General features: G+C 71.2%; 28 protein-coding genes. 13 read left to right on the forward strand and 15 right to left on the reverse strand.

Annotation, left to right across the window (positions count from 1 at the left end; translation table 11 throughout):
- Window positions 1–189: 189 nt before the first annotated feature.
- The 13 genes from ABIC70_RS21870 to ABIC70_RS21930 form a co-directional block, all read right to left on the reverse strand.
- A complete protein-coding gene (locus ABIC70_RS21870) occupies window positions 190–450 on the reverse strand; it encodes an exodeoxyribonuclease VII small subunit (protein ID WP_043348369.1) in 261 nt (86 codons plus the stop codon).
- 127 nt (window positions 451–577) lie between these two features.
- Window positions 578–1090 carry a tyrosine phosphatase family protein gene (locus ABIC70_RS21875; protein WP_354441111.1) on the reverse strand — a complete coding sequence of 171 codons (513 nt, stop codon included), beginning with the start codon at window positions 1088–1090 and terminating at the stop codon, window positions 578–580.
- Between the two features lie 50 nt (window positions 1091–1140).
- Window positions 1141–1731 (reverse strand): HD domain-containing protein, encoded by a 591-nt coding sequence (locus ABIC70_RS21880; RefSeq protein ID WP_043386474.1) that lies wholly within the window; start codon window positions 1729–1731, stop codon window positions 1141–1143.
- On the reverse strand, window positions 1728–2342 hold the full coding sequence (locus ABIC70_RS21885; RefSeq protein ID WP_075380896.1) for a DNA-3-methyladenine glycosylase I: 615 nt from the start codon (window positions 2340–2342) through the stop codon (window positions 1728–1730). Before ABIC70_RS21885 ends, ABIC70_RS21880 begins: the two co-directional genes overlap by 4 nt.
- Before the next feature lie 87 nt (window positions 2343–2429).
- A complete protein-coding gene (locus ABIC70_RS21890; RefSeq protein WP_354441114.1) occupies window positions 2430–2633 on the reverse strand; it encodes a hypothetical protein in 204 nt (67 codons plus the stop codon).
- A 154-nt stretch (window positions 2634–2787) separates the two neighbouring features.
- Window positions 2788–3201 carry an SRPBCC domain-containing protein gene (locus ABIC70_RS21895; RefSeq protein WP_354441116.1) on the reverse strand — a complete coding sequence of 138 codons (414 nt, stop codon included), beginning with the start codon at window positions 3199–3201 and terminating at the stop codon, window positions 2788–2790.
- A gap of 290 nt (window positions 3202–3491) precedes the next feature.
- A complete protein-coding gene (locus ABIC70_RS21900) occupies window positions 3492–3902 on the reverse strand; it encodes a DUF6841 family protein (RefSeq protein WP_043386464.1) in 411 nt (136 codons plus the stop codon).
- Between the two features lie 311 nt (window positions 3903–4213).
- On the reverse strand, window positions 4214–5065 hold the full coding sequence (ygfZ, locus tag ABIC70_RS21905) for a CAF17-like 4Fe-4S cluster assembly/insertion protein YgfZ (protein ID WP_354441118.1): 852 nt from the start codon (window positions 5063–5065) through the stop codon (window positions 4214–4216).
- Window positions 5066–5166: 101 nt separating this feature from the next.
- Window positions 5167–5421, reverse strand: a complete 255-nt coding sequence (locus tag ABIC70_RS21910) for a hypothetical protein (RefSeq protein WP_012320917.1) — start codon at window positions 5419–5421, stop codon at window positions 5167–5169.
- A gap of 159 nt (window positions 5422–5580) precedes the next feature.
- The gene (locus ABIC70_RS21915) at window positions 5581–6051 is read right to left on the reverse strand and encodes a TIGR02301 family protein (protein ID WP_354441120.1); all 471 of its coding nucleotides are present in this window, start codon (window positions 6049–6051) and stop codon (window positions 5581–5583) included.
- On the reverse strand, window positions 6048–6551 hold the full coding sequence (locus tag ABIC70_RS21920) for an NUDIX hydrolase (RefSeq protein ID WP_354441122.1): 504 nt from the start codon (window positions 6549–6551) through the stop codon (window positions 6048–6050). The genes ABIC70_RS21915 and ABIC70_RS21920 overlap by 4 nt, the downstream gene beginning before the upstream one ends.
- Window positions 6548–7735, reverse strand: a complete 1188-nt coding sequence (locus ABIC70_RS21925; RefSeq protein WP_502916036.1) for a hypothetical protein — start codon at window positions 7733–7735, stop codon at window positions 6548–6550. Before ABIC70_RS21925 ends, ABIC70_RS21920 begins: the two co-directional genes overlap by 4 nt.
- Window positions 7732–8454, reverse strand: a complete 723-nt coding sequence (locus ABIC70_RS21930) for an SDR family NAD(P)-dependent oxidoreductase (RefSeq protein ID WP_043348395.1) — start codon at window positions 8452–8454, stop codon at window positions 7732–7734. The genes ABIC70_RS21925 and ABIC70_RS21930 overlap by 4 nt, the downstream gene beginning before the upstream one ends.
- 174 nt (window positions 8455–8628) lie before the next feature.
- On the opposite strand from ABIC70_RS21930, the gene ABIC70_RS21935 reads away from it, so the two are divergent.
- The 4 genes from ABIC70_RS21935 to thiL all read left to right on the forward strand — a co-directional run bounded on the left by ABIC70_RS21935 (window position 8629) and on the right by thiL (window position 11488).
- The gene (locus tag ABIC70_RS21935) at window positions 8629–9291 is read left to right on the forward strand and encodes a carboxymuconolactone decarboxylase family protein (RefSeq protein WP_354441126.1); all 663 of its coding nucleotides are present in this window, start codon (window positions 8629–8631) and stop codon (window positions 9289–9291) included.
- Window positions 9292–9359: 68 nt separating this feature from the next.
- Window positions 9360–9854 (forward strand): 6,7-dimethyl-8-ribityllumazine synthase, encoded by a 495-nt coding sequence (ribH, locus tag ABIC70_RS21940; RefSeq protein WP_043348390.1) that lies wholly within the window; start codon window positions 9360–9362, stop codon window positions 9852–9854.
- An 11-nt stretch (window positions 9855–9865) separates the two neighbouring features.
- Window positions 9866–10489, forward strand: a complete 624-nt coding sequence (gene nusB / locus ABIC70_RS21945) for a transcription antitermination factor NusB (RefSeq protein ID WP_354441128.1) — start codon at window positions 9866–9868, stop codon at window positions 10487–10489.
- A 3-nt stretch (window positions 10490–10492) separates the two neighbouring features.
- Window positions 10493–11488, forward strand: a complete 996-nt coding sequence (thiL, locus tag ABIC70_RS21950) for a thiamine-phosphate kinase (protein ID WP_354441130.1) — start codon at window positions 10493–10495, stop codon at window positions 11486–11488.
- Here the strand turns inward: thiL and ABIC70_RS21955 are convergent.
- Window positions 11408–11884, reverse strand: coding sequence for a hypothetical protein (locus ABIC70_RS21955; RefSeq protein ID WP_354441132.1), 477 nt, complete (start codon window positions 11882–11884; stop codon window positions 11408–11410). The two genes, thiL and ABIC70_RS21955, sit on opposite strands and share 81 nt — an antisense overlap.
- A gap of 259 nt (window positions 11885–12143) precedes the next feature.
- Between ABIC70_RS21955 and ABIC70_RS21960 the strand changes: the two genes are divergently transcribed.
- The 7 genes from ABIC70_RS21960 to ABIC70_RS21990 all read left to right on the forward strand — a co-directional run bounded on the left by ABIC70_RS21960 (window position 12144) and on the right by ABIC70_RS21990 (window position 22639).
- Entirely contained in the window at window positions 12144–14288 is a 2145-nt protein-coding gene (locus tag ABIC70_RS21960; protein ID WP_075380891.1) for a sodium-translocating pyrophosphatase, read from the forward strand.
- Between the two features lie 402 nt (window positions 14289–14690).
- On the forward strand, window positions 14691–15491 hold the full coding sequence (locus ABIC70_RS21965; RefSeq protein ID WP_043386450.1) for a Crp/Fnr family transcriptional regulator: 801 nt from the start codon (window positions 14691–14693) through the stop codon (window positions 15489–15491).
- Window positions 15488–17998 (forward strand): GAF domain-containing protein, encoded by a 2511-nt coding sequence (locus ABIC70_RS21970; RefSeq protein ID WP_354441134.1) that lies wholly within the window; start codon window positions 15488–15490, stop codon window positions 17996–17998. The genes ABIC70_RS21965 and ABIC70_RS21970 overlap by 4 nt, the downstream gene beginning before the upstream one ends.
- Window positions 17991–18383 carry a response regulator gene (locus ABIC70_RS21975; RefSeq protein ID WP_075380890.1) on the forward strand — a complete coding sequence of 131 codons (393 nt, stop codon included), beginning with the start codon at window positions 17991–17993 and terminating at the stop codon, window positions 18381–18383. The genes ABIC70_RS21970 and ABIC70_RS21975 overlap by 8 nt, the downstream gene beginning before the upstream one ends.
- A 426-nt stretch (window positions 18384–18809) precedes the next feature.
- On the forward strand, window positions 18810–19901 hold the full coding sequence (locus tag ABIC70_RS21980) for an alkene reductase (protein ID WP_043348413.1): 1092 nt from the start codon (window positions 18810–18812) through the stop codon (window positions 19899–19901).
- Window positions 19902–20004: 103 nt separating this feature from the next.
- Entirely contained in the window at window positions 20005–21918 is a 1914-nt protein-coding gene (locus ABIC70_RS21985) for a PAS domain S-box protein (protein WP_053609102.1), read from the forward strand.
- Window position 21919: 1 nt separating this feature from the next.
- Window positions 21920–22639, forward strand: a complete 720-nt coding sequence (locus ABIC70_RS21990) for an HAD hydrolase-like protein (protein ID WP_354441137.1) — start codon at window positions 21920–21922, stop codon at window positions 22637–22639.
- Here ABIC70_RS21990 and ABIC70_RS21995 read toward each other — a convergent pair.
- Window positions 22576–23073 (reverse strand): outer membrane protein assembly factor BamE, encoded by a 498-nt coding sequence (locus ABIC70_RS21995; protein ID WP_043348419.1) that lies wholly within the window; start codon window positions 23071–23073, stop codon window positions 22576–22578. The genes ABIC70_RS21990 and ABIC70_RS21995 overlap by 64 nt on opposite strands.
- A 155-nt stretch (window positions 23074–23228) precedes the next feature.
- Between ABIC70_RS21995 and ABIC70_RS22000 the strand changes: the two genes are divergently transcribed.
- Both ABIC70_RS22000 and ABIC70_RS22005 read left to right on the forward strand, forming a co-directional pair.
- On the forward strand, window positions 23229–23798 hold the full coding sequence (locus tag ABIC70_RS22000; RefSeq protein ID WP_043348434.1) for a ubiquinol-cytochrome C chaperone family protein: 570 nt from the start codon (window positions 23229–23231) through the stop codon (window positions 23796–23798).
- A complete protein-coding gene (locus ABIC70_RS22005) occupies window positions 23795–24310 on the forward strand; it encodes a YceD family protein (RefSeq protein WP_043386443.1) in 516 nt (171 codons plus the stop codon). The genes ABIC70_RS22000 and ABIC70_RS22005 overlap by 4 nt, the downstream gene beginning before the upstream one ends.
- Window positions 24311–24342: the final 32 nt, after the last annotated feature.

The raw sequence follows: 24342 nt of genomic DNA on the forward strand, positions 1-24342 counted from the left end.
TGGCCGCCGGTGATCGACACCGCGTCGATCATCTCGGCGCGCACCGCCTCCGCAACAGCCGGAAGATCCGATTCCGGAAGACGCCGCAGCGCCGCAGGATTCGGGACACGATCGAGAAGCGCACTCTGCTCGGGGGTAATTGCCACGGCATCAACCTCTAACGGATGGGATCGGTTTGACCGCCGAGCCTCAGGACATGTCGAGTGGGGCAACGCCCTCGGGCCGCCCATCGGAGCCCAGCGTGATCCGCTGGATCCGGGCCTCAGCCCGCTTCAGCAGCGCCTCGCAATGCTTCTTCAGCACCTCGCCGCGCTCATAGATCGCCACCGATTCGTCGAGGGGCACGTCGCCCCGCTCAAGCCGGCGAACGATTTCCTCCAGCTGTTCCAGCGCCTTCTCGAAGGGCAGGTCGCCGGCGGCGGGGGCCCCCTCGGGTCTGCTCGCGCTCATCCCAGATACTTCCTTTGGGGGTGGTTGTACGGCGCGAAACCCGGTGCCCACAACCCGGGGAGCCAATCCGCTGGCCGGATCCGCACCGTTTTGGAGCCACGCGGCGGCGTTTGCGCCACACTTCGGCTCACGTCAGCGCCAGGCTGAACGGCGTGCCCTCGAAGGCGTCGGCGCCGCGACCGATGCGCGCGATCGCCGCGACCATGCGGCCGTCTCGGCCGAGCATGCGGTCGGCGATGGCCACGAACAGGGGGTTGGGCGTCGCCGAAGGCGAAGCTGCGCGCAGGGCCTCGGCGATCGCCGCCTCGTCGCGCTCCGGCGCCAGCGCGCAGGCTGCGATATAGGCGGCGGCTGTCGACCGGCTGATCCCGGCATAGCAGTGGATGACGAGCGGCTTCTCCCGCGGCCAGGCCCGAATGAAGTCGAGCACCCGGGCCACATGTTCTTCAGCCGGCAAAACGTGCCCGTCGCGCGACGCGGCGATGTCGCTGACCCCGATGACGACGTGGTTCTCCGCCGCAATCGCGGCCGGCCGCTCCAGCGGCGTGCCGACATTGATCAGCGTGAGCACGTGGCTCGCATCGGTGGCGGCGACCGTCTCGGGCAGACGCGAGAGGGGACAGACGTGGAGGGTCGGCATGGTCTGGCGCCAGTGACCTGCGATCGTGACGGATCGAGGGCGGAGATTCGTCAGGTCGGACACAGAGCGTGGAATCGCGCGAGAAACCGCGCCTCGGCCTCGGCGGTCGGCCACGGCTCGGCCAGGACCAGCACCGGTTCGGGCAGCGCCCTGGCGGGGCCGAAATAGCGTTCGGCCTCGTCCCGGGCGAAACCGGCGAGGCGCACCGCCTCGACATGGGCTGCGATCCGGTCGGCCTGCTTCACCAAACGGGCGAGCGCCGGCACCGGGGCGGTCAGGCCGAAGCGGCGGCGCACCGCGGCGAGCAGACGCAGCTCGATGCCGCGATAGGCGTCGCCGAGGGCGGCCTTCAGGGGCGAGATGATGTCGCCCACGACATATTCCGGCGCGTCGTGCAGCAGGAGTTCCAGCCCGTCCGGATCGGTACAAGCGGCGTCGAGATGGCGGCCCACCGCCTCGACCAGCAGGCTGTGCTGGGCCACCGAGAAGACGTGCGGCCCATGGGTCTGGCCGTTCCAGCGGGCGACCCGGGCGAGGCCGTGGGCGATGTCGGCGATCTCGATGTCCCCGGGCGCCGGATCGAGGAGGTCGAGGCGCCGGCCGGAGAGCATGCGCTGCCAGGCGCGCGGCGGCTCGCTCATCGGGGCCGGCCCAGTTCGGCGCAGGGTCCGTGCCGGTGGCAGCCGACGAGGTGGTCGTTGACCATGCCCACCGCCTGCATGAAGGCGTGCACGATGGTCGGCCCGCAGAAGGAGAAGCCTTCCGCCTTCAGGGCCTTCCCGATCGCCCGGGAGGCCGGCGTCTCGGTGGCGATCCCCGCACGGGTCCGGGCTTTGCCCTGGATCGGCCGGCCGTCGACGAAATCCCAGAGGAAGCGCGAGAAGCCGGGGCCCTGGTCCTCGATCCGCAGCCAAGCCCGGGCGCCCGCGATGGTGCCCTGGATCTTGGCGCGGTTGCGAATGATGCGGGTGTCGGCCATCAGCCGCGCGACATCGTCCTCGGTGAAGCGGGCGATCCGCTCCGGATCGAAACCCGCGAAGGCGTCGCGAAACCCGTCCCGGCGGCGCAGGATGGTGATCCAGGACAGGCCGGCCTGGAAGCCGTCGAGGATCAGCTTCTCGTAGAGGGCCCGGCCGTCATACTCGGGCACGCCCCATTCGGTGTCGTGATAGGCGACATAGAGCGGGTCGAGGCCGGCCCACCAGCAGCGGGGGCAGCCGTCGGAATGGTCGATCAGGCCAGTCTCGGACATCCGGCCACGTTAACGAGAACAGGAGCGGAACGCCATCGTCGGAATGGGGAACGCGCAGCGGCTGTCGCGGCGCGCTCCGCTCCGGCTTCACGCATGGGGGATTGATCCGGTCGCAGGGCCGGCGCGCGCCTTCTGCGACGTCAACCCGGTCACGCCCGGTGAGTGCAAGTCTGAGAGATCGAGCGCGAACACGTGGCAGGGCGGCGAGCACGCATGCGGGCCTGCACGATGAAGCGCCAGCAATGCGCGTGTCTGCTCGCGAGACAGATCGTCCTCTTCGATTTCGAGCATCCTCTCCTGGTCGTCTGGAGGGTCTCCTCAACGCTTGCAGGCTGTCCGCTCGAGGGATGAAAGGCAAGGCACAGGACTGGCGTTGTCGGGGCGGGAGGGAAACGCCCGCTCCGGCCGGACAGCGGTCTCGGTCGTCGTTCTCGTTGGGCGGGCTTCAACGCCTCCCGATATGCTGGCAGAAGTTTCCAAGAATCGCCGCCCAGCCGTCGCGCTGGTGATCGATGGGGACGTGTTCGTCGGGATCGAACGCAATCTTTACGTGCGTTTGCTCGCCCGATGGGGTGAACTCGACCACCGCATTGCGATCACCAAACGCATATTCGATTCGCGTGTTCGGAATAATCTTCGTGTAAGTGCCCTCGAAATCGAAGCCCATGCTTCCGTCCCTCGCCTCCATGCGGGACGTGAACTTGCCGCCTTCCTTCAGATCGACGCTTGCGGCTGGGCAATGCCAGTCGTCGGAGGCAAAGTTCCACTGCATGATCTGGTCGGGCGATGTATAGGCCTTCCAGGCGACATCGAGGGGGGCGGGAGCCGTTGCTTCCACGGTGATCCGATTCTGAGTCATTTGTGGTCGCAATCCCGTCGATGTCGAGCTTTCGAGGGGCGCACCTCATCTCAGATCAGTTACGGCGGCAACCTCCGAAATGATGTCGACGACGGCCGCGGGTGCAAAGGCGCGTATGTCGGCGAGGGGTGGATGTGCGAGGCTTCGCTCCAGAGCGGCAAACGCACCGGAATGGACATCGCCGTCGCGCCTGCTCGCGACCCTTCCGAGATTGTCAGCGCTTCCGCTTTCTCGCGAGGCGCCTGAGCAACAGGCGTCCTGTGTGGCGTCGAGCGCCCGACATTCGCAAATCAGAGTTGCGCCCCTCGTGCGGCCCATGCCGCCATTTCACCGTCAGCGATCGTCAACGATACGCGCCAGCGGTCGGAGCGGCGCAGAATGTAGACGTGGTCCCACTCGGCGACGAGTGCGTCTCCCTCGCCCCGCATCCGATAGGTCATCCGAGCCTGGGCGACGTTCGGGAAGAGTTCCACCGCCGACCGGAGTTCGCCCAGGGGCTGGACGACCCCCTGCTTGCGATAGAAGTCCATGAGCGTCACGCAATGGTCGCGAAATGCCTCCCTCGGCAACGCGAAGTTGCCGGTCGAAGACGGGAACAGTCCGACCGGCTCCCACAGCTCGCTCAACGCATCGGCGTCGCGGCGCGCGAACGCCTCGACGTAGCTGGCGAAGAACGCTGCGATCTCGTCCTGGAAGGTCATCGTCGTCTTCCTCGATGTCCCCGCCCATGCGACCGATCTGGCCGTCGCTGCGGCCCGGAGGCGAGCATCCGCTTCAGGGCAGAAGGTCCGGGACGGCTCCCGATCGACCCCGGGCCGGCCTGGGATGCCGGCCGGAGGGTGCCGGCTCCTGGGAACCTCTAACGATCCCGGCATGCCGCCCCGGGGTCGCAAGAAGCCACCCCACGCGCCAGCTGATCGTGCTCCGATGCGAATGCCCGGGATCGGGCTGTGATCGGTAACGCGGGGCCCCTGTCCCGGAGTATGCGGCGCCCGCGGAATGCGATCCGGCCTCAGCCCGCCGCACTCGTCGCAACATCCGGCATCGCGAAGGTCGCGTAGGCCGGGCGCTCCAGCGTCACGGGGCGTTCGCCCGCCCGCGGGGTCTCGCCGGCCGCCAGCGCGTCGCCCAGGCGGTCGATGCGGACCAGGGCGAGGCCGCGGGTTCCGGCGGCGCTGCCCGTGGTGCCGAGCCCCTTGCCGCCCGCCGTGATCTCGGTGCCGGGCTGGGGCGCGGTGTCGGGATAGGCTGCGGCCAGGATGCGGGTCCGGGCCGTGCCCCGGTGCTGCATCCGCGAGACCACCTCCTGGCCGACATAGCAGCCCTTGCGGAAGTCGACGCCGCCGAGCTGGTCCATCAGCGCCTCGTGCGGGAAGGCGTCGCCGAAGGCGTAGTCGCGTCCGCCTTCGGGCACGCCGAGGACGATCCGGTGCGCGTGGTAATCGGCCTCCGTCGCGTCCGTCGAGAAGGCGCCCGCGGCGGCGTAGAGGCGGGCGCCGAGATCGGCCGCGCGGGAATCCGCTACCGCCTCGGCCGCGGGCGGGACGGCGCCGGCCCAGACGGCCGCCACCGCGACGGTCGGGTCGGCGGCGATCGTCGCCTGCGCGCGCAGACGGTAGAGCGTCAGGCGCTTGGCGAGGTCTGCAGCCTTGTCGGCCTGCACGTCGAGCCGGAAGCCGTCCGGAATCCGCGAGACCAGGAAGTCGAACAGGATCTTGCCCTGCGGCGTCAGCAGGGCGCCGAGGCGCGCCTCACCGGGCTGGAGCGTCTCGACATTGCAGGTCAGGACGCCCTGGAGCAGCGTCGTGGCGTCCGGTCCCACGACGGTGACCAGAACGCGGTCCGGCAACAGGGCAACGGGCATGGGCGGCGGCTCCTCGGGCGGCGGGCGGTCCGGCGCGCCGAACCGCAGACCCGGGACGTAGTCGCTGACCGCCCGTGCCTCAACCGTCCGCGCTCACACGCTCAATGCTGCAGGGTGGTGGTGAAGGCGCCCCCGCGGATGCGCTCCGGGAATCCTTCGGCGTACCGGGCGGTGGCTTCCTCGCCGTACGTGGTCACCAGTTCCTGAAACGCCGCGAACAGGGCGGCCTGGGCCATGCAGTCACCGTCGAGACCATCGAGGCAGCCTTCCGCGAACGCTTCCGAGACGTAACTCAGCGCGACGCGTTTCTCCTCGACATCGACCTCGATGGGGGCGGTGTGAGAGCTGTGCTGCATAGCCGGATACTTCCATTGCGCCGGACACGGGGCCCGGCGGACACAATGGATGATAGGCGGGTCCCGGCGGCTCGGCCAGCCGAGAATTTCGGATCGGTTAACACGGGCGCTCAAATCCGATGTTTCGCCGGCATCGCCGGTGCGTGTGTTGCGCCTGCATCACCCTCCGAAACGGCCGGCCAGGGCATGCGACAGCCGGTCGCCCTCGGCGACGTACCGGGCGGCGGCCTCGTGGGCCGCCGGCGTGCAGACCCGGTAGGTGAGCGCATAGCCGCGGTAGCCGCGGTTATAGGCGCCGGCCAGGCGGTCGCGGCGGACCGGGGTCACGCCCTCGGACTCGATCAGGGCCTTCATGCGGGTCGGCCAGTCGGACGCATCCGGCGCTCCGCAGAGGTTGCGCAGGAAGGCCAGGGCCCCGATGATCTCGGACATGCGCAGCAGGTCCCGGTCGTAGGGGGCGGGCACGTCCGCGGGGGCGTTCGCCTCCTTGGGGGCCTCCTTCGCGGCTTCCCGGGCGGTTTCCTTGGCAGGCGCGGCCCCTCGGCCGGAACGCTGCTGGGCCAGGGCCGGCCCGGAGACCAGGCCGGTGAGGAGCGCCAGCAGGCACAGGATCGTCGTCGGCCGCCTCACGCCGTCGCCTCCCCGCCGCCCGTCCGCGCAGGATGTGCATCCACATGTGCATTCACGCGCGCGAAGGCCTCGCGCAGGGTGTCGACCAGTCCCGGGGTGGTCGGAAGGGTCGCGACCTCCGCGAGCGTCGCCCACCGGGTCCCCAGCGCCTCGGGGCCGGCCACGGGTTCGCCGCCGCGCCACAGGGCGGCGTGCGGGTGGACGACGTAGTGATGTCGGGCGCGGCCGGCTTCGTCCCGGAGAATGATCTCGGTGGGCGCGAGCACGCCGACAACCTCCGCGGGCAGGCCGACCTCCTCGGACAATTCGCGCAGGGCCGCCTCGGCCAGGGATTCCCCCGCTTCCACGAGACCGCCCGGCAGGGTCCAGACGCCGCGCATCGGCTCGTTGGCCCGCGCCGCCAGAAGGACGCGATCGCCGCGGATCACCGCGATCGACGCGCCCACGAAGGGCCGCGCCGGGAACAGGCGGCTGTCGGAATCCGGTGCGCCCGCACTCACGGCGTGCCTCCATCGGGTGCCACGACGGCCACCCGGCCGTCGGCGAGGCCGACGAGCAGCCGCGCCACGGCGCCCTCGCCGAGGACGACGATGCCGGTCTCGGCGGGAACCGGCAGGGGCACGCGCGCGCGCTCGCGCAGGCCGCCCTTGGCTGCCACGAAGGCGATCTCCGGGCGGCCCGCCACCGGCAGGACGAGTTCGGGGCCGCCGCCGGCCGGGGTGGTGACGGCGAGATCCGAATCGCCGTCGCCCGCCGCGTAGCCCTCGGCCTCGCCGGCCGCCTCGATCCGGTCGGGACGGAGCGTCCAGAGCTGGAGCCTGCCCTTGGCGCTGACCGTCGCGGCCTGGCTTTCGCCGGACCCGGAGAAATCGGCGATGCCGACGATCTTCAGCGGTGGCCCCGGCTGGGCGGGCGTGCGGGCGGTGACGGCCCAGGCCGCGCCCGGATCGCCGGCGGGCCGGTCGATCAGCGCGAGACCCCCGGCATCCGCGCCCGACAGCGTCGCCGCCAGGAGCGCCGGCCGGCCCCCGAGGCGCAGCAGGCGCGGCCGCAGGGGCGCGAACACCGCCTCGCCCCCCGCCGGCACCGTCACGGTGGCCACGGGCACGGGCTTCGGATCGGTGCTGACCGCCATCGGCTGGCGCTCGCGGATCGTCAGGACCGCGGCGGCCGGGCCGCCGTCGGGGGCGCGGGTGCGCCCGGTGAGATAGGCGCTCAGGGGTCCCGAGAGCGTCCGGCGCGAGCCCGGCAGGGCCCCGCGCGGCGTCTCGGCGGCGGTCAGCCCCTCGACGGCCTCCTTGCCGATCGGCCGCACGGTGACGCGGCCCTCGGCGAGGGCGAGCACGGCGCCGCCCTCGTCGCCCCAGACCACGGCGATCGGCGCGCTCTCCTCGTCGCCGGCCTGTTGGCCGCCGGTCTGCGGACCGGTCTTGGCGCCGGTGATCGGCAGGAGCCCGGAGGTCGCCACCGAGACCGCCGCCTCGCTGCGCGAGCCGCGCAGCGCCCGCACCTTGAAGGGCAGGTCGAGGATCCGGATCCCGGGCTCGGCCCGCGCCCCCGCGACGGGCGCGACGCCCACGATGAGGCCCAGGACGACGGCGCGCAGCCTGCGGCCCGGCGCCGGGTGCCGGCGCGCGGCCGTCGTGCCCGCGGATGCGCCAGAGGAAGCGCCCGATCTGGTCAAACGTGCTGGCCGCCGTTGATGTGGAGTTCGGCGCCGTTCACGTAGGACGAGGCCTCGGTGCACAGGAAGTAGATCGCCTTGGCGACCTCGTCCGGCGTGCCCAGCCGGCGCTGCGGGATCTGCTCGACGAGCTTCTCGGTGCCGGGCGACAGGATCGACGTGTCGATCTCGCCCGGCGAGATCGCGTTCACCCGCACGCCGAGCGGCCCGAAATCGGCGGCCATCTCGCGGGTCAGGCCGGCGAGCGCCGCCTTGGAGGTGCCGTAGGCCGCCCCCGCGAAGGGATGGACGCGCGAGCCTGCGATCGACGTCACGTTGACGACCGAGCCCTTGGCCCGGGCGAGTTCCTCGCGCAGGCCCCGGGCCAGCAGGATCGTGGCGAACAGGTTGACCTGGAACACCCGCTGCCACGTGTCGAACTCGGTGGCCAGGGCGCCGAGGCGCTCGCCCTCCGGCCCCTTCGGCGAGATGCCGGCATTGTTGACCAGCGCGTGCAGAACCCCGCCCTCGGCGGCGAGCCGGCCCCGCACCTCCTCGACGGCGCGGGCCGTGTCCTGCGCGTCGGAAAGGTCGACCTGCAGGTGGTCCTCGGGCCCCATCTCCCAGGGGCAGTTCTCCGGGAAGGCGTGGCGCGAGCAGGTGATCACCCGCCAGCCCGCGGCCGAGAAGCGCTTGACGGTGGCGTGACCGATGCCCCGGCTCGCGCCCGTGAGCAGCATGATGCGCCGGCGTTCGTTGACGGGGAGGGCCAAAGCCGTAAGCCTCGCTGGCGTTCAGGGGTCGCGGCCCGGTCGGGCGCGGTGCGTGCCGGTGAGCCTCAATGGTCTAGGCGCACGGGGGCCGGAAATCCAGAGCGCGCCGCGGGTCGGGGTCGAGGCAGGGGAGAGAAACGCATGGCCAGCGGGCAGACCAGCGCGGAGCGCATGCCGAAGATCCCGGCCGACAGCCTGTCCCCGGCGCAGACCGCGGCCGCGGCCGCGTTCCAGGCCGAGCGCGGCGTCCCGGTCTTCGGGCCGTTCGTGCCGCTCCTGCGCAGCCCCGAACTGATGCTGTGCGCGAGCCGGATGGGCCAGTACCTGCGCTACGGCAGCGTCCTGCCGCTCCGGGTCAGCGAGTTCGCGATCCTGGTGGTCGCGCGGGAATGGAGCCAGCCGGTGGAGTGGGCCATCCACCACCCCATCGCCCTGAAGGCCGGGGTCGCCCCCGAGACCGCGCAGGCGCTCGCCGAAGGACGCCGCCCCGACACGATGAGCGCCGACGAGGCGCTGGCCTACGCGTTCTCGACCGAGCTGATGCGCAACCGCGCGGTGAGCGACGCGACCTACGCGGCCCTGGTGGCGCGCTTCGGCGAGCAGGGGGCGATCGACCTCACCGGCATCAACGGCTACTACGCGCTCCTCGCCATGACGATGAACGTCGCGCGCACGGCCCTGCCGGCGGGCGGGCCCGCGGCGCCTCCGCTGCCGCCGCTGGTGGGGCCGGCTTCGGCGCCGCTCGCGCGACCAGGCCTGAGCCAAGATCCCGCACCGCTTGTGGCGCCGGCCGCTTCGGTCTAACCGTCCTCCCCGTGCGGGCGCCCGACGTGCCGCCCGCCCATTCCCGAAAACCCGGCCGGACGAGAGCCATGGTCGCCCATACCCGCGCCGACTCGGCGCCCAAGCCCACCGACCCGGCCCTCGCCGGCGCCCGGATCCTCGTTGTCGAGGCGCGCTACTACGACGCGATCGCCGACGAACTCCTCGCCGGGGCCCGCGCGGCCATCGCGGCCGCCTCCGCGCAGGCGATCGTGGTGACCGTTCCGGGCGCCCTGGAGATCCCCGCCGCCGTGGCGATCCTGCTCGACGCCGAGCCCTACGACGCGGTGGTGGCGCTGGGCTGCGTCATCCGTGGCGAGACCGGCCACTACGACATCGTCGCCGGCGAGAGCGCCCGGGCGCTCATGGACCTGTCGGTGCAGCGCCGCGTGCCCCTCGGCAACGGCATCCTCACGGTCGAGACCGAGGCGCAGGCCCTCGCCCGTGCCCGGGTCGCCGAGATGAACAAGGGCGGCGGTGCCGCCGAGGCTGCCCTCGGCGTGCTCGCTTTGAAGCGCGCCGCCGAAGCCGCGCGCACCCGATGACGGATACCCCCATGACCGGGACCACCGACACCCAGCCGGAGACGGGCGCCGAGCCCGCCGGCAAGCCCGCCAAGATCAGCCTGCGCAGCGGCGCCCGCCTCGCCGTGGTGCAGGCGCTCTACGAGATGGACATCTCCGGCAAGGGCGTCCTCGACGCGCTCGCCGAGTTCGAGGCCTTCTGGATCGGCCAGGAGGTCGACGGGATCGTCCATCCCCCGGCCGAGACCGCCTTCTTCCGCGACCTCCTGCGCGGCACGGTCGAGGAGCAGCGGGCCATCGACCCGAAGCTCGATCAGGCCCTCGTCCAGGGCTGGCCGCTGCGGCGCATCGAGATCGTGCTCCGGGCGATCCTGCGGGCGGGCGCCTACGAGCTGATGTTCCGCCGCGACGTGCCGGCGGCCGCGGCGATCTCGGAATATGTCGACGTGGCCCACAGCTTCTACACGGCCGACGAGCCCGGCCTCGTCAATGCCGTGCTCGACCGGCTCGCCCGGGAGGTCCGGCCGGGGGAGGTCGGGGCTCAGAAGGCGTCCGGCAAGCCGGGCTCGTCGAAGCCGCTTCCCGGTAAATCGTCCGTCGGCAAACCGTCCTCCGGAAAGCCATCCGCCGGAAAGCCGCCCGCCGGGAAGGCCTGAGCCTTGGCCGGGTCGGCCCGTGCTTCCGAGGAGGGGCTGATCGCCCGCTACTTCGCCCCCCTCGCGGGGCCGGGCGCCCACGGGCTGCGGGACGACGCCGCCACGCTGACGCCCACGCCGGGCCACGACCTCGTCCTCACCACCGATGCCGTGGTGGCGGGGATCCACTACTTCGCGGAGGATCCGCCGGCTTCGATCGCCCGGAAGGCCCTCGGCGTGAACCTCTCCGACATCGCCGCCAAGGGCGCGGTCCCGCGCGGCTTCCTGCTCACCCTGGCGCTCCCCGATGACTGGACGGAGGCTTGGCTCGACGGCTTCGCGGCGGGGCTCGGCGCGGCGGCGGCGGAGGCCGGCTGTCCGCTCCTCGGCGGCGACACGGTGCGCTCCGGTGGCCCGGCGCTGATCTCGGTGAGCCTGTTCGGCGAGGTGCCGACCGGCACCATCGTCCGCCGCACCACCGCGCGGGTCGGCGACCGGATCTGCGTCACCGGCACGATCGGCGATGCCGCCCTCGGCCTGCGGCTCCGCCTGGAGCCCACGGCGCCCTGGGTCGCCGGGCTGGACCCGGCGCTCCAGGCCGAACTCGCCGACCGCTACCTGCATCCGCGCCCGCGGCTCGCCGCTGGGCCGGCGGTCCGCCGCTACGCCTCGGCGGCCATGGACGTGTCCGACGGCCTCGCGGGCGATCTCGCCAAGATGCTGGGCGCGGGTCGCGGCGCCCGGGTCGCGGCCGCCGCCCTGCCGCTCTCGGATGCCGCCCGGCGCGCCTGCGCGGCCGAGCCCGCGCTGATCGACGCGGTCCTGACCGGTGGCGACGATTACGAGATCCTCTGTACCGTTGCTCCGGAGAATGTCGCGGCCTTCCAGGCCGAGGCGGCGGCCGCCGGTCTTACCGTCTCGGCCATCGGCACCGTCACATCAGGCGACGGCCCGCCGCGCTTCGAAATGCGCGATGGCGCCGAGCGCGTATTCGCGGCTGGGTCCTTCAGCCACTTCTGAGATCTGAGCCGGCCCGGATCGTGCGACGCCGCGGCTGGCCGCGGCTCCGGCCGGATGCCCGATCTGACGACGGACCTCGTCGATCATGTCCGCCGCGACGACCGGAATCCACGGGCTCACCGGATCCCGGCCCATGCCGGGCGTCTGGGAGAGGGCGTCCTGCAGCGCGGAGATCAGGTCATCCTGGATCGCCACCGGTTGTGCCGCGACCCGTTCGGCGATCAGGAAGCCGACTGCACCGCGCAACACCTCAAGCGTGGCCGCCAGCTTGGCGGCGTGGTCACTGCTCATCGCGAGCCCCGTCAAAGTACAACTAAAAATAGAATACCGGAGGGTTAAAAGAACGTTAATCGACCGCCGGCTCAGCCCGCGGCTGCGGCGATGCCCGGTTGCCATCGACGCCATGCCGCCGGGAAATGCAAAATAATGCGAAATCGTGCGCCTGCGAGGACCGCTCGCGCGGGCGCATGAGATCCGAGGCCTGAGCGTATTCTCCCGCGCGGCGTTTGCGCTCACCGGCGAAGTTTGGCAATCAAGGTATTGTTCTGGGAAGGAAAGCCCCGAATCTGAGCACCGCGTCCCATGGCCGTCGTCCGGCGGTCAAGCTCGACAATCACAAGCCCACGCCAGGCACGATAATGACAAGGACGGTCGAATGATTCCCTTGCTTCTGATCATCGTGGGCGGGCTCTGCGCCGTCGCCTACGGCATCGTCACGATCCTCGACGTGATGCGGCGCGATGCCGGCACGCAGCGCATGCAGGAGATCGCCGCCGCCATCGCCGAGGGCGCGCAGGCCTATCTCCGGCGGCAATACACGACGATCGGCCTCGTCGGCGTCGTCCTGTTCGTCCTCCTCGCCGTCTTCCTCGGGATCAAGGTCGCGGTCGGCTTCCTGATCGGCGCCGTGCTGTCGGGGGCGGCGGGCTTCATCGGCATGAACGTCTCGGTCCGGGCCAATGTCCGCACGGCCCAGGCCGCCTCCACCTCGCTGGGCGGCGGCCTCGACGTCGCCTTCAAGTCGGGGGCGGTGACCGGCATGCTGGTGGCGGGCCTCGCGCTCCTTGGCGTCGCCCTCTACTACCTGTTCCTCACCCGCGGCGCCCATCTCGACCCGTCGAGCCGCGAGGTGATCGACGCGCTCGTCGCCCTGGGCTTCGGCGCCTCGCTGATCTCGATCTTCGCCCGGCTGGGCGGCGGCATCTTCACCAAGGGCGCCGATGTCGGCGGCGACCTCGTCGGCAAGGTCGAGGCCGGCATCCCGGAGGACGATCCGCGCAACCCCGCCACCATCGCCGACAATGTCGGCGACAATGTCGGCGACTGCGCCGGCATGGCGGCCGACCTGTTCGAGACCTACGCGGTGACGGTCGTCGCCACGATGGTGCTGGCCGCGATCTTCTTCTCCGGTCCCACGGGAAGCGGCCGCGACGTCCTCGAGCCGATGATGCTGTACCCGCTGGCCATCGGCTCGGCCTGCATCCTCACCTCCATCGCCGGCACCTACGCGGTGCGGCTCGGGGCCAACCAGTCGATCATGGGCGCCCTCTACAAGGGCCTGATCGCCGCGGGCGTTCTGTCGATCGGGGCGATCGCGGCGGTCAACATGACCCTGCTCGGGGGCTTCTCGACGACCTTCACCACCTCCACGGGCGTCACCTTCACGTCGGGCGGCCTGTTCGGATGCGCGGTGATCGGGCTCGCCATCACGGCGCTGATCGTGGTGATCACCGAGTACTACACGGGCACCAACTTCCGCCCGGTGAAGTCGATCGCCGACGCGTCGGTGACCGGCCACGGCACCAACGTGATCCAGGGGCTGGCGATCTCGCTGGAATCGACCGCGCTGCCGGCCATCGTGATCGTGGCCGGCATCATCAGCACCTACGCGCTCGCCGGCCTGTTCGGCATCGCCATCGCGGTCACCGCAATGCTGGCGCTGGCGGGCTTCATCGTGGCGCTCGACGCCTTCGGGCCGGTCACCGACAATGCCGGCGGCATCGCCGAGATGGCGGGCCTGCCCGCGGAGGTGCGCAAGTCCACGGACGCCCTCGACGCGGTCGGCAACACCACCAAGGCGGTGACCAAGGGCTACGCCATCGGCTCGGCGGGCCTCGGCGCGCTGGTGCTGTTTGCCGCCTACACGTCGGACCTGAACTATTTCATCGCCAATGCGAGCCCGACACAGTACCGCTTCTTCCAGGGCGTCAGCGTCGATTTCTCCCTGTCCAACCCCTACGTCGTGGTCGGCCTGCTGCTCGGCGGCCTGATCCCGTTCCTGTTCGCCGGCATCGCCATGACGGCGGTCGGGCGCGCGGCGGGCGCGGTGGTGGAGGAGGTCCGGCGCCAGTTCCGGGAGAAGCCCGGGATCATGCAGGGCACCGACCGGCCGGATTACGGACGGGCGGTGGACATGCTGACCCGCGCGGCGATCAAGGAGATGATCGTCCCCTCGCTCCTGCCGGTGCTGTCGCCGGTTGTGCTGTTCTTCGTGATCCAGCTCATCGCCGGAAAGAGCCAGGCCTTCGCCACGGTGGGGGCGAGCCTGCTCGGCGTGATCCTCACCGGACTCTACGTGGCGATCTCGATGACGTCGGGCGGCGGCGCCTGGGACAACGCCAAGAAATACATCGAGGACGGCCACCACGGCGGCAAGGGCTCCGAGGCCCACAAGGCGGCGGTGACCGGCGACACGGTGGGCGACCCCTACAAGGACACCGCCGGTCCGGCGGTGAACCCGGCGATCAAGATCACCAACATCATCGCCCTGCTGCTGCTCGCGGTGCTGGCACACAGCTGATCGATGGATGGCCGAACCGAAGGTCGGCTTTCCGACCTCTCGGTTCCGCTTGCGGGCCATCTGAGGGATCACCGGCCGCACCGGATCCGGGCGGCCGCCTGCGGCCGATCCGCTTCCGGCCCGCACGGAGCCGGGCGGATCCTGCGGATGTGTCATCGCCGATCCGACAGGGCGAAGGGCGCGGCGCACCCGATCGGGCGGTGCCGGGGTTCGACTCTCGGACCGTCGCGGTCGGCGCAGCCACCTGCAGGACGCTGCGCCGACCGTGAACGACCGCGGCAATCCGTCATGTCGAGACCTCGCGACCGCCGGCCATCATTTTAGCGGGAAGTGTTCACTCTTGAACGGACGCGGCGGCCAAGCTGGGCTATGCCGGCTCGTAGCGCCAGCCTGCCGCGACCGATGCCGCCGAACTCACCGTCCCCGCTGGAGCGGAACCTCCTGCTCCGCTCGCTGCCACCCGTCGAACGGTCGAGGCTTCTCCCCCATGCGGAGGTGGTCACACTGGTGCGCGGCGACGTCCTGTTCGAGCCGGGGGACGAGGTCACCGCGATGATTTTCCCGCTCGACGGGACGGTGGTCTCCCTGATCGTGCCGCTGGAGGAGGGCCGCACCATCGAGACCGCGACCGTCGGTCGGGAGGGGGCGCTCGGCGGCGTCGTGAGCCAGGGCTACCTCCCGGCCTTCAACCGCGCCGTCGTTCAGATGGGCGGGGCGGCGGTGCGGCTGGACGCGGCGCGGATGCAGGCGGCCAAGCGCACCTCGCTGCCGATCCGCAACGCCCTCGTGCGCTACGCCGACTGCCTCCTCGCGCAGGTGGTCCAGTCCGTCGCCTGCAATGCCGCCCATCCCATCGAACAGCGGTGCGCGCGCTGGGTGCTCGCCCTGCACGACCGGCTCGCCACCGACGTCCTGCCGGTCACCCAGGACATGCTGGCGGAGATGCTCGGGGTGCGCCGGACCTATCTCAGCGGCATCCTCAACCGGCTCCAGGCCCAGGGGCTCATCGAGATGGGCCGGGCCAGGATCACGGTCCGCGACCGGCCGGCTCTGCAGGCGGCGTCCTGCGAATGCCATCGCCGGGTGCAGGAGCACTTCGCCCTCGTCCTCGGCGCGACCTTCACGCCGGCCGGAACCCTCGTCGCGCTCGACCCCGACGGCGCGCCCGATCCCCTGGCGACGCACGGGGCCATTTCCGCATGACCGTGATCGACATGGAAGGCGTCGAGCATCTCATCGCCGCCGACCTGCGTCTCGCCGCGCTCAAGGCCTACGGCATCCTCGACACCCCGCCCGAGGCCGCCTTCGACGGCATCGTGCGGCTGGCGACCCGGCTGTGCCTGACCCCGGTCGCCCTCGTCAGCTTCGTGGCCGCCGACCGCCAGTGGTTCAAGGCAAGGATCGGTTTTCCTTCGTGCGAGACCGACCTCGAGCGCTCGGTCTGCAAGTACGCGCTGGCCGAGCCGGACCTGCTGATCGTGCCCGACCTCGCGGCCGACCCGCGCACGGCCGACAACCCCCTCGTCACTGGGGAGCCGTTCATCCGGTTCTACGCCGGGGCGCCCCTGCGCGCGCCCGACGGGCAGGTGCTCGGCTCGCTCTGCGTCATCGACACGGTGCCCCGGCCCCAGGGGCTGACCCCGGAGCAGCAGGAGGACCTGCGCATCCTGGCGGCCCAGGTCGTCACCCAGCTGCAGATGCGCCGGGCCGTGGACGAACGCGATCAGGTCCTTGCGTTCCAGGCCGCCGAGCTGCGGCGGGCGCACCGGCTCGACGTCATCGCCACCGCCTCCACGGCCCTGCTCACCGCCGACGACCCCTCCGCGGTCCTCGAACCCATTCTGAGGGACGGGGCCGACGCCCTCGGGTTCGACCGGGCCTGCCTCTACGACGTAACGCCGGACCGGCAGCACCTGCGCCTGACCCACGCGGTCAACATCTCTCCGGACGGGCGCGAGCGCCTGAAGCGCCTGCCGTTCGGGACTCCGCTCTGCGGCATCGTCGCGGAGACCCGCCAGCCCCTGATCCTCAGCGGGTTGCAGGCCAGTCTCGATCCGCGATGGGAGGTGGCCCGCGGCAACGGCCTCGACGCCTATGCCGGGTTCCCCATCGTCAGCCGGGGCGAACTCTGCGCGGTCATCGCCTTCGCCTCGACGCGGGTGGCCGCCTTCGACCGCGAGACCGTGGCGTTCTTCGAGACGCTCGCCCGCCTGATGGCGGCGGTCCACGAGCGCCTCGACGGCGAGGACGCCCTCGCCGAGAGCCGGGCCTACTGGCGCAGCCTGTTCGAGCGGCTGTGCGAGGGCTTCATCGTCGGCGAAGTCATCCGCGAGGCCGGACAGGTGACCGACTGGCGCTACGTCGAGGTCAACCGTGCCTGGGGCGACCTCGTCGGCATCGACGTGAACCAGGTTGCCGGCCGGACCATCCGCGAGGTCTTCCCCGGTATCGAGGACGCCTGGGTCAATGAGTTCGCACAGGTGGTGGAGAGCGCGGAACCGCGCGAGTTCCTGCGGCGGGTCGGGACGCTCGACCGCTGGTACGAGGGCCGCGCCTTCGCCATCGGCGCCGACCGCTTCGCCGTCACCTTCCTCGAAGTCACCGACCGGGTCCAGGCCGAGGCGCGGCGTACGGCCCTGCTGAGCCTCGGCGACCGGTTCCGCGACCTGACGGAGGCCCCGGAGATGATCCAGGCCGCCGCCGAGATCGTCGGCACGACCCTCGGCGTCACGCGGGCCGGCTATGGCCATATCGACGGCGACGTCGAATTCGTCGACATCGAGGAGGGCTGGACCGCACCGGGCGTCGCCAGCATCGCCGGGCGGCACCGCTACGCCGATTTCGGCGACATCCGCGAGCACCTTCGGCGCGGCGAGCCGCTGGTCATCGAGGACGTGCGAACCGATCCGAGAACGTCCTCGGATCCCCGGCTGATGCTCGACGTCGGCATCGGCGCGCTCGTGAACATGCCGGTTCGCGAGCGGGGACGCACGGTGGCGGTGTTCATTGTGCAGGACGACAAGCCCCGCCGATGGTCGCCGGAAACCCTGGCCTTCGTGCGCAACGTCGCCGAGCGTCTGGAGTCGGGCGTCGCCCGGCTCGAGGCCGAGGAGCAGCAGCGCATCCTCAACGAGGAGATCTCGCATCGCCTGAAGAACATGCTCGCGATGGTGCTGTCGATCGCCACGCAGACCCTTCGCGGTGTCCCCGACCGCGCTCCTGTGGAGGCCTTCGAGCGGCGCATCCACGCGCTGTCGACCGCCCACAACGTGCTCCTTCACAAGACATGGAGGAGCGCCCCGGTCCGCGAGGTCGTCCATGCGGTCCTCGGCGCCGCGGGGCATGGCGACCGCATCACGGTCACGGGCCCCGATTTCGATCTCGGACCGCGCGCGACGCTCTCGGTCTCGCTCCTGCTGCACGAATTGGCGACCAACGCCGCCAAATACGGGGCCTTGTCGGTCCCCGACGGGCGGGTCGCCGTGACGTGGCGCCTGGATGACGGCATCGGGGAGCGTGAGGTCGTGCTCGACTGGGTCGAGCGGGGCGGCCCGCCACCTGTGGCCCCCGCGCACTCCAAGCGCGCCGGGTTCGGCTCGCGCCTCATTCGTTTGGGATTGGCCGGATCCGGCGGCGTCGACCTTCGTTACCCTTCCTCTGGCTTCGAAGCGACGCTGCGTGCGCTGCTCGTCCAATTGCAGCATGGATAGGGAGCGAGCCGTGGCTGCAGGGACTGCGAGGCGGAATGCCATCCTCGTCATCGAGGATGAGCCGGTCATGCGCCTCATGGCTGTCGACCTCGTCGAGGATGCGGGGTTCGAGGCCCTGGAAGCGTTCGACGCCGAGGAAGCGGTGCGCCTTATGGAGGCGCGGCCCGACATCGTCCTCGTCTTCTCCGACATCGACCTCGGCATCGGCATGGCGGGTCTGGACCTCGCCCATGCGATCCGGGACCGTTGGCCGCCGGTCGAGATCATCATGACCTCGGGGAAGATTCAGCCCGAACCCGGGGATCTGCCAGAGCGCGGGCGCTTCTTCGAGAAGCCCTACCGCCGCGACGAGGTCGCCGCGGCGATGCGCGAACTCGCAGCCTGACCGGACGTCGGGGCGATCGGCCGAGCCGGATCCTGCCTCTCCGGGATCGGCCGCGCGGCCCGGCATGGAGACCGACACCCAGGCCGGACCGGACGAACCGAAGCCGCATGGCCGGCGTCGACTCCGGATATCCGGAGACGCGCGGCGACGACACGGGCGCATCGGCGCCGACCCGGCGACCGACGGCGGCATCGGTGAGCGCCTTCTCGTCGACCGGCCCGAACGGTGACCGCGGACCGCACGGTGCGGATCAGTCGACAGGGCCGGGTTCCGAGGGAGCCCGGCTGTTCACCATTCACCGTGTGCGCCCCCGCACGCGCCTGTCAGCCCTGCTGCGCTGCACCTTGGCATCGCGGCGGCGCAGCGCCACCTCGGCGCGGGAATAAAACCGGACGCGGCCTGCGCCGCACCACAACGAGGTACCTCATGCCGTCCCTGCTCGACCCGATCCGTATCGGCGCCATCGAGGCGAAGAACCGGATCTTCATGGCGCCCCTGACGCGCGGCCGCGGCACCCGCGAGCACGTGCCGACCCCGATCATGGCCGAGTATTACGCCCAGCGCGCCGGCGCCGGCCTGATCCTCACCGAGGCCACCGGCATCAGCCAGGAGGGTCTCGGCTGGCCCTACGCACCGGGGATCTGGTCCGACGCCCAGGTCGACGCGTGGCGGCCGATCGTGAAGGCCGTGCACGACAAGGGCGGCAAGATCGTCTGCCAGATCTGGCATATGGGGCGGCTGGTCCACCCGGACTTCCTGGGCGGCGAGAAGCCGATCTCGGCCTCTGCCACGACGGCGCCCGACCAGGCGCACACGTATTCCGGCAAGAAGCCCTATGCCGAGGCGCGCCCGCTGGAGGTCTCGGAAGTGCCGCGCCTGCTCGCCGATTACGAGCGGGCCACCGCCAATGCCCTGGCGGCCGGCTTCGACGGCGTGCAGATCCACGCCGCGAACGGCTACCTGATCGACGAATTCCTCCGTGACGGCACCAACCACCGCACCGACCAGTACGGCGGCTCCATCGAGAACCGCGTGCGGCTGCTGCGCGAGGTGACCGAGGCGGTGGCGAAGGTGGCCGGGCCGGAGCGCACCGGCGTGCGGCTCTCGCCCAACGGCGCGATCCAGGGCTGCAACGATTCCGATCCGGAGCCGCTGTTCGTGGCCGCCGCCCAGGCGCTCGCCGATGTCGGGATCGCTTTCTTGGAGATGCGCGAGCCGGGGCCGAACGGCACCTTCGGCAAGGCCGACCACCCGCCGATCGCCCCGGCGATGCGGCGCGTGTTCCGCAACCCCATGATCCTGAACGCCGATTACGACGGCATCAGCGGCCAGAAGGTTCTGGATGCCGGCGAGGCCGACGCCATCGCGTTCGGCCGGACCTTCATCGCCAATCCGGACCTCGTCGAGCGGATCGCCCAGAAGGCGCCGCTCAACAAGGACGACGCCGCGACGTGGTACAGCCAGGGCCCCGAGGGCTACATCGACTACCCGACCCTGACGAAGTCCCGGGCCGCCTGACGCGCCCCGGCCAGCATCGTCTGCCGGGCCCCGGCGGGCACGGCAGGAAAGCGCGGCGGTCCCTAGGCAGGGCGCCGCTGCGCGCCTATGTGAGGGCAGGACCATGGATGTGCCTGCACCTCACGCGCTCGCGGAAGCCGGACCGACCGATGGACGCTGGAGCGCCGCGGATCGGATCGCGGAACTTCGTGATCTCGCGATCCTCGATTCGGAGCCGGAGCCGCTCTACGACGATCTCGTGCGGGTCGCAGCCTATGTCTGCCGCGCGCCGGTCGCCCTCGTCAGCCTGGTGGATGCCGAGCGGCAGTGGTTCAAGTCGGAGGTGGGCCTCGGCAAGCGCGAGTTGCCGATCAACTGCTCGGTCTGTGCCCATACGATCGAGGCGGGCGATCTTCTCGTCATCCCGGATCTGACCACCGACCCGCGGACCACTGAGAACCCCCTCGTAACCGGGGCGCCGGCCTTCCGCTTCTATGCGGGCGCGGTGATCCGCGGCAATCATGGCATTCCGATCGGTGCCCTGTGCGTGCTGGACCGGGCCCCGCGGCCGGACGGCCTCGATTCCGAGCAGACCGCGACCCTGCTGGCGTTGGCACGTCAGATCTCGAGCCTGCTGGAGCATCGCCGGACGCTGGCGCGGGTCGCCGCCCGCGAGGCGGAGATCGCCGCGAGCGAGCGCCGCTTCCGCGTGATGACCTCCGCCATGCCCCAGATGGTCTGGACCACCCGGCCGGACGGGTTCCACGATTATTACAACGACCGCTGGTACGAGTTCACCGGCGTGCCCTACGGCTCCACCGACGGCGAGGGCTGGAACGGGGTGTTCCACCCCGAGGACCAAGAGCGGGCCTGGGCGCGGTGGCGCCACTGCCTCAGGACGGGCGAGCCCTACGAGATCGAGTACCGCCTGCGCCACCACAACGGCGATTACCGCTGGACGCTCGGGCGCGCCATGCCGATCCGGGACGCCGAGGGGCGGATCGAGCGCTGGTTCGGGACCTGTACCGATATCGACGACCTGAAGCGTGCCGAGGCCGAAGCCCGCAAGCTCGCCGTGATCGTCGAGACCTCCAAGGATTTCATCGGGCTCTGCACCCTCGAGGGCAAGATCACCCATCTCAACGAGGCCGCCCTGGCCCTGGTCGGCCTGCCCGACCTCGCCGCCGCCCGGGCGTGCACGGTGTCCGACTTCTTCACCGACGACAGCCGCCGGATCCTGGCCGAGACCGTCATGCCGGCGGTGCGCCGGGACGGATTCTGGGAGGGCGAGCTGGCCTTCCGGCACTTCGTCACCGGCGAGCCGTTGGCGGTGCTCTACAACATCTTCCCGGTGCGCGATCCGATGGGGACGGAGGTGGGATACGCCACCGTCACGCGCGACCTGCGCGAGGCGAAGCGCGCCGAGGAGGCGCGGGACCTTCTGATCCGCGAGCTGTCGCACCGGATCAAGAACATCTTCGCGGTGGTCGGCGGCCTTGCCGCGCTGACCGCCCGGAGCGATCCTGCGGCCAAGCCGTTCGTGGCGGCGTTCCGCGAGCGACTGGGCGCCCTGGCCCGGGCCCACGAATATGTTCGCCCCCATTCCCCCGACAGCGCCCCGCCGGTGGCCGGTCAGACGGTGCTCGGGCTGATGCGCCTGATCATGGCCGCCTACGAGGAGAACGGACGCGCGCGCGTGGTGATCACCGGGGACGATGCCGAGATCGGCGAGCGCACCGCCACCGCCCTCGCCCTGATCATGCACGAGCAGGCGACCAACGCGGTCAAGTACGGGGGGCTCTCGACGCGGGAGGGCGGCGTCTCGCTGAGCGGGGCCCGGGAGGCAGGCCGCTATACGCTGACATGGCGCGAGGAGGGCGGCCCCCAGGTTGCCGGCGCGCCGCTCCGGAAGGGGTTCGGCACCGTTCTGGCCGAGCGCAGCGTCGCCGGCCAGCTCGACGGCGTGCTGGAGCACGACTGGGCGCCGGGCGGTCTCCTGATGCGGCTCTGTGTCCCGCTCGAGAACCTGCGGACCTGACATGACCCGGCCGCCGGCCGCTCCACGGCCGCGTCTCGTCGTCCTCGATTTCGACGGCACCCTGGCCGACAGCTTCCCGTGGTTCTGTTCGGTTCTGAACGGGGTCGCCGACCGCTACCGCTTCCGCCGGGTCGAGGCCCATGAGGTCGAGGGTCTGCGGCTCCTGGGCGCCCGGGCGATCGTGGCCCATCTCGGCATCCCGCGCTGGAAGCTGCCGCTCATCGCCCGCCACATGCACAGGCTGGCCGCGCGCGACGCCGGCCAGATCGCCCTGTTTCCCGGCGTTCCGGCGATGCTGGCCGCGGTCGCGGAGGCGGGCGTGCCGCTGGCGATCCTGTCGTCGAACCGCGCCGACACGGTGCGGCGGGTGCTCGGACCGAACAATGCCGACCGCATCGGCACCTATGCCTGCGGGGCCTCGGTCTTCGGGAAGGCGCGTCGGCTGCGGACGCTGCTCGCACGGACCGGCGTGGCGCCCGACCGGGCTCTCTGCATCGGCGACGAGATCCGCGACCTCGAGGCGGCGCGCGCCCTGGGCTGTCCCTTCGGCGCCGTGGCCTGGGGCTATACCGATTCCCGGGCTCTCGCGGCCCTCGGCCCCGAGCACCTGTTCTCGGAGCCGCCGGAGATCGCCCGCCTCGTGGCGGGCGAGGCCGATCACATGCCGCGATTGGCGCCCGGCACGACGCTGGTGCCGCTGCCGCTGCCGAACGGCTCGTAGCGGGTCAGGCCGCGGAACAGCTGGCTGAGGAAGGCGCGGTCGGCGCCGCTCGTCGGCGTCGTGCGTTCGATGAAGTCGAAGATCCGGCCGTCCTGGAGGCCGTAAAGCGCCACCCGCTCGACCTTGAAGGCGGGCGAGAAATAGACCGCCGTCACCTTCTGATCCTCGACCTGCTCACCCAGGAACATGATCGTCCGGCGGGTGTTCTGCGAGATGTAGTACCAGGACTTGTTGCCCACGGTGGACACCGTCGACGGCGTGCCGAGGATCTGCAGGACCTGCTCGGGGCTCATGCCGGGCTTGATCGTGGCGAGGGCCGCCTGGTCGACCTGATAGCCGTGACGCAGCTCCTCGCCGATGCAGCCGGACAGGCCGGTTCCCGCAAGGCCGAGCAGGGCGAGGCGCGCGAAGGACTGGACGAGACGGCGCCGCATCGGGCCCCCAGAGAGCGTGTTGACGGACGGGGCGCAACCGTCGTCGCCGACACGGGGCTCCGACGGCGCTTGCGCCCTGGGCGTGGGTTGCCGTACCGCGGGGTTATGGCTTTGACAAGGCAAGCTTGGCCACAGATGGCCGGGGTTCGGCACCGATGATCGCCGGGTTGTTCCGGCGCGCGAGCGCGCGGCGCCGCGCCGTCGAGGGGCTGCACGTGGCCTTGAGCATGGCCGCGCGCCGGCCGGGCCTCTACACGCGCCTCGGCGTGCCCGATACCGTGGAGGGCCGGTTCGAGGCCCTTTGCCTGCACGCGATCCTGGTCCTGCGCCGGCTGAACCGGTTGCCGGCGCCGGCGTCCGAGGTCGCCCAGGATCTCGTGAATTCGGTCTTCACCCAGCTCGACGCCTCGCTGCGCGAACTCGGTGTCGGCGACATGGGCGTGTCCAAGCGGATGAAGAAGCTCGGCGCCGCCTTTTACGGCCGGGCCGAGGGCTACGATGCCGCCCTGGAGGCCGGCGACGCGGCGGCGCTGCGCGCCGTTCTCGTCCGCAACGTGCTGGGCGGCGAGGGTGACGGGCGCGGTCTTGCCGCCTACGTGCAGTCCGCCGACGCCGCCCTCGCCGGCGCCGATCTGGACGGGCTGCTCGGGGCTGGGCCGCCCTTCCCGGAGCCGGACGGCTTCGCGCCGGCATCGGTCCACGCTGGAGATGGAGGAAATTCATGACCCGCCACGCCGGCCAGGAGGGCTTTCCCCTCGCGCGCTGGGTCAATGTCGAGCGCCTGCCCCAGGGGCGCGGCGCCGTCACCGTGGAGGCGAGCCCGGCCGAATGCGCGGCGCTCGCCGCCGATTTCGGCATCCCCGGGATCCGCGATCTGGTCGGGCGCTTCGCCATCGAGGGGCCGACCAGCCGGCTCACCGTGACCGGCGCGGTGGAAGCCCTGGTGACGCAGGTCTGCACCGTGAGCCTCGAACCCTTCGAGGCGCCGGTCCATGAACCGGTCGAGGTGGTGTTCACCGATACCGACCGGCTCGCCGGCACCGAGGCCGAGGAAGCCGACATCCCCGACCCGCTGGTCGGCGGCCGCATCGATTTCGGTGCGCTCACCGCCGAGTTCCTGGCGCTCGGCCTCGATCCCTATCCGCGCAAGCCCGGCATCACCTTCGAGCCGGTGGTGGCGGGCGACGATGCGGGGCCCCTCGACGGCCTGCGCAAGCTCCGCGACGGCGGAGCCTGAGGCCGTCGGCGACCGCCCGGAAGCCCGCGCCG

It is taken from the genome of Methylobacterium sp. 1973 (genome assembly GCF_040545035.1).
Taxonomy (GTDB): domain Bacteria; phylum Pseudomonadota; class Alphaproteobacteria; order Rhizobiales; family Beijerinckiaceae; genus Methylobacterium; species Methylobacterium fujisawaense.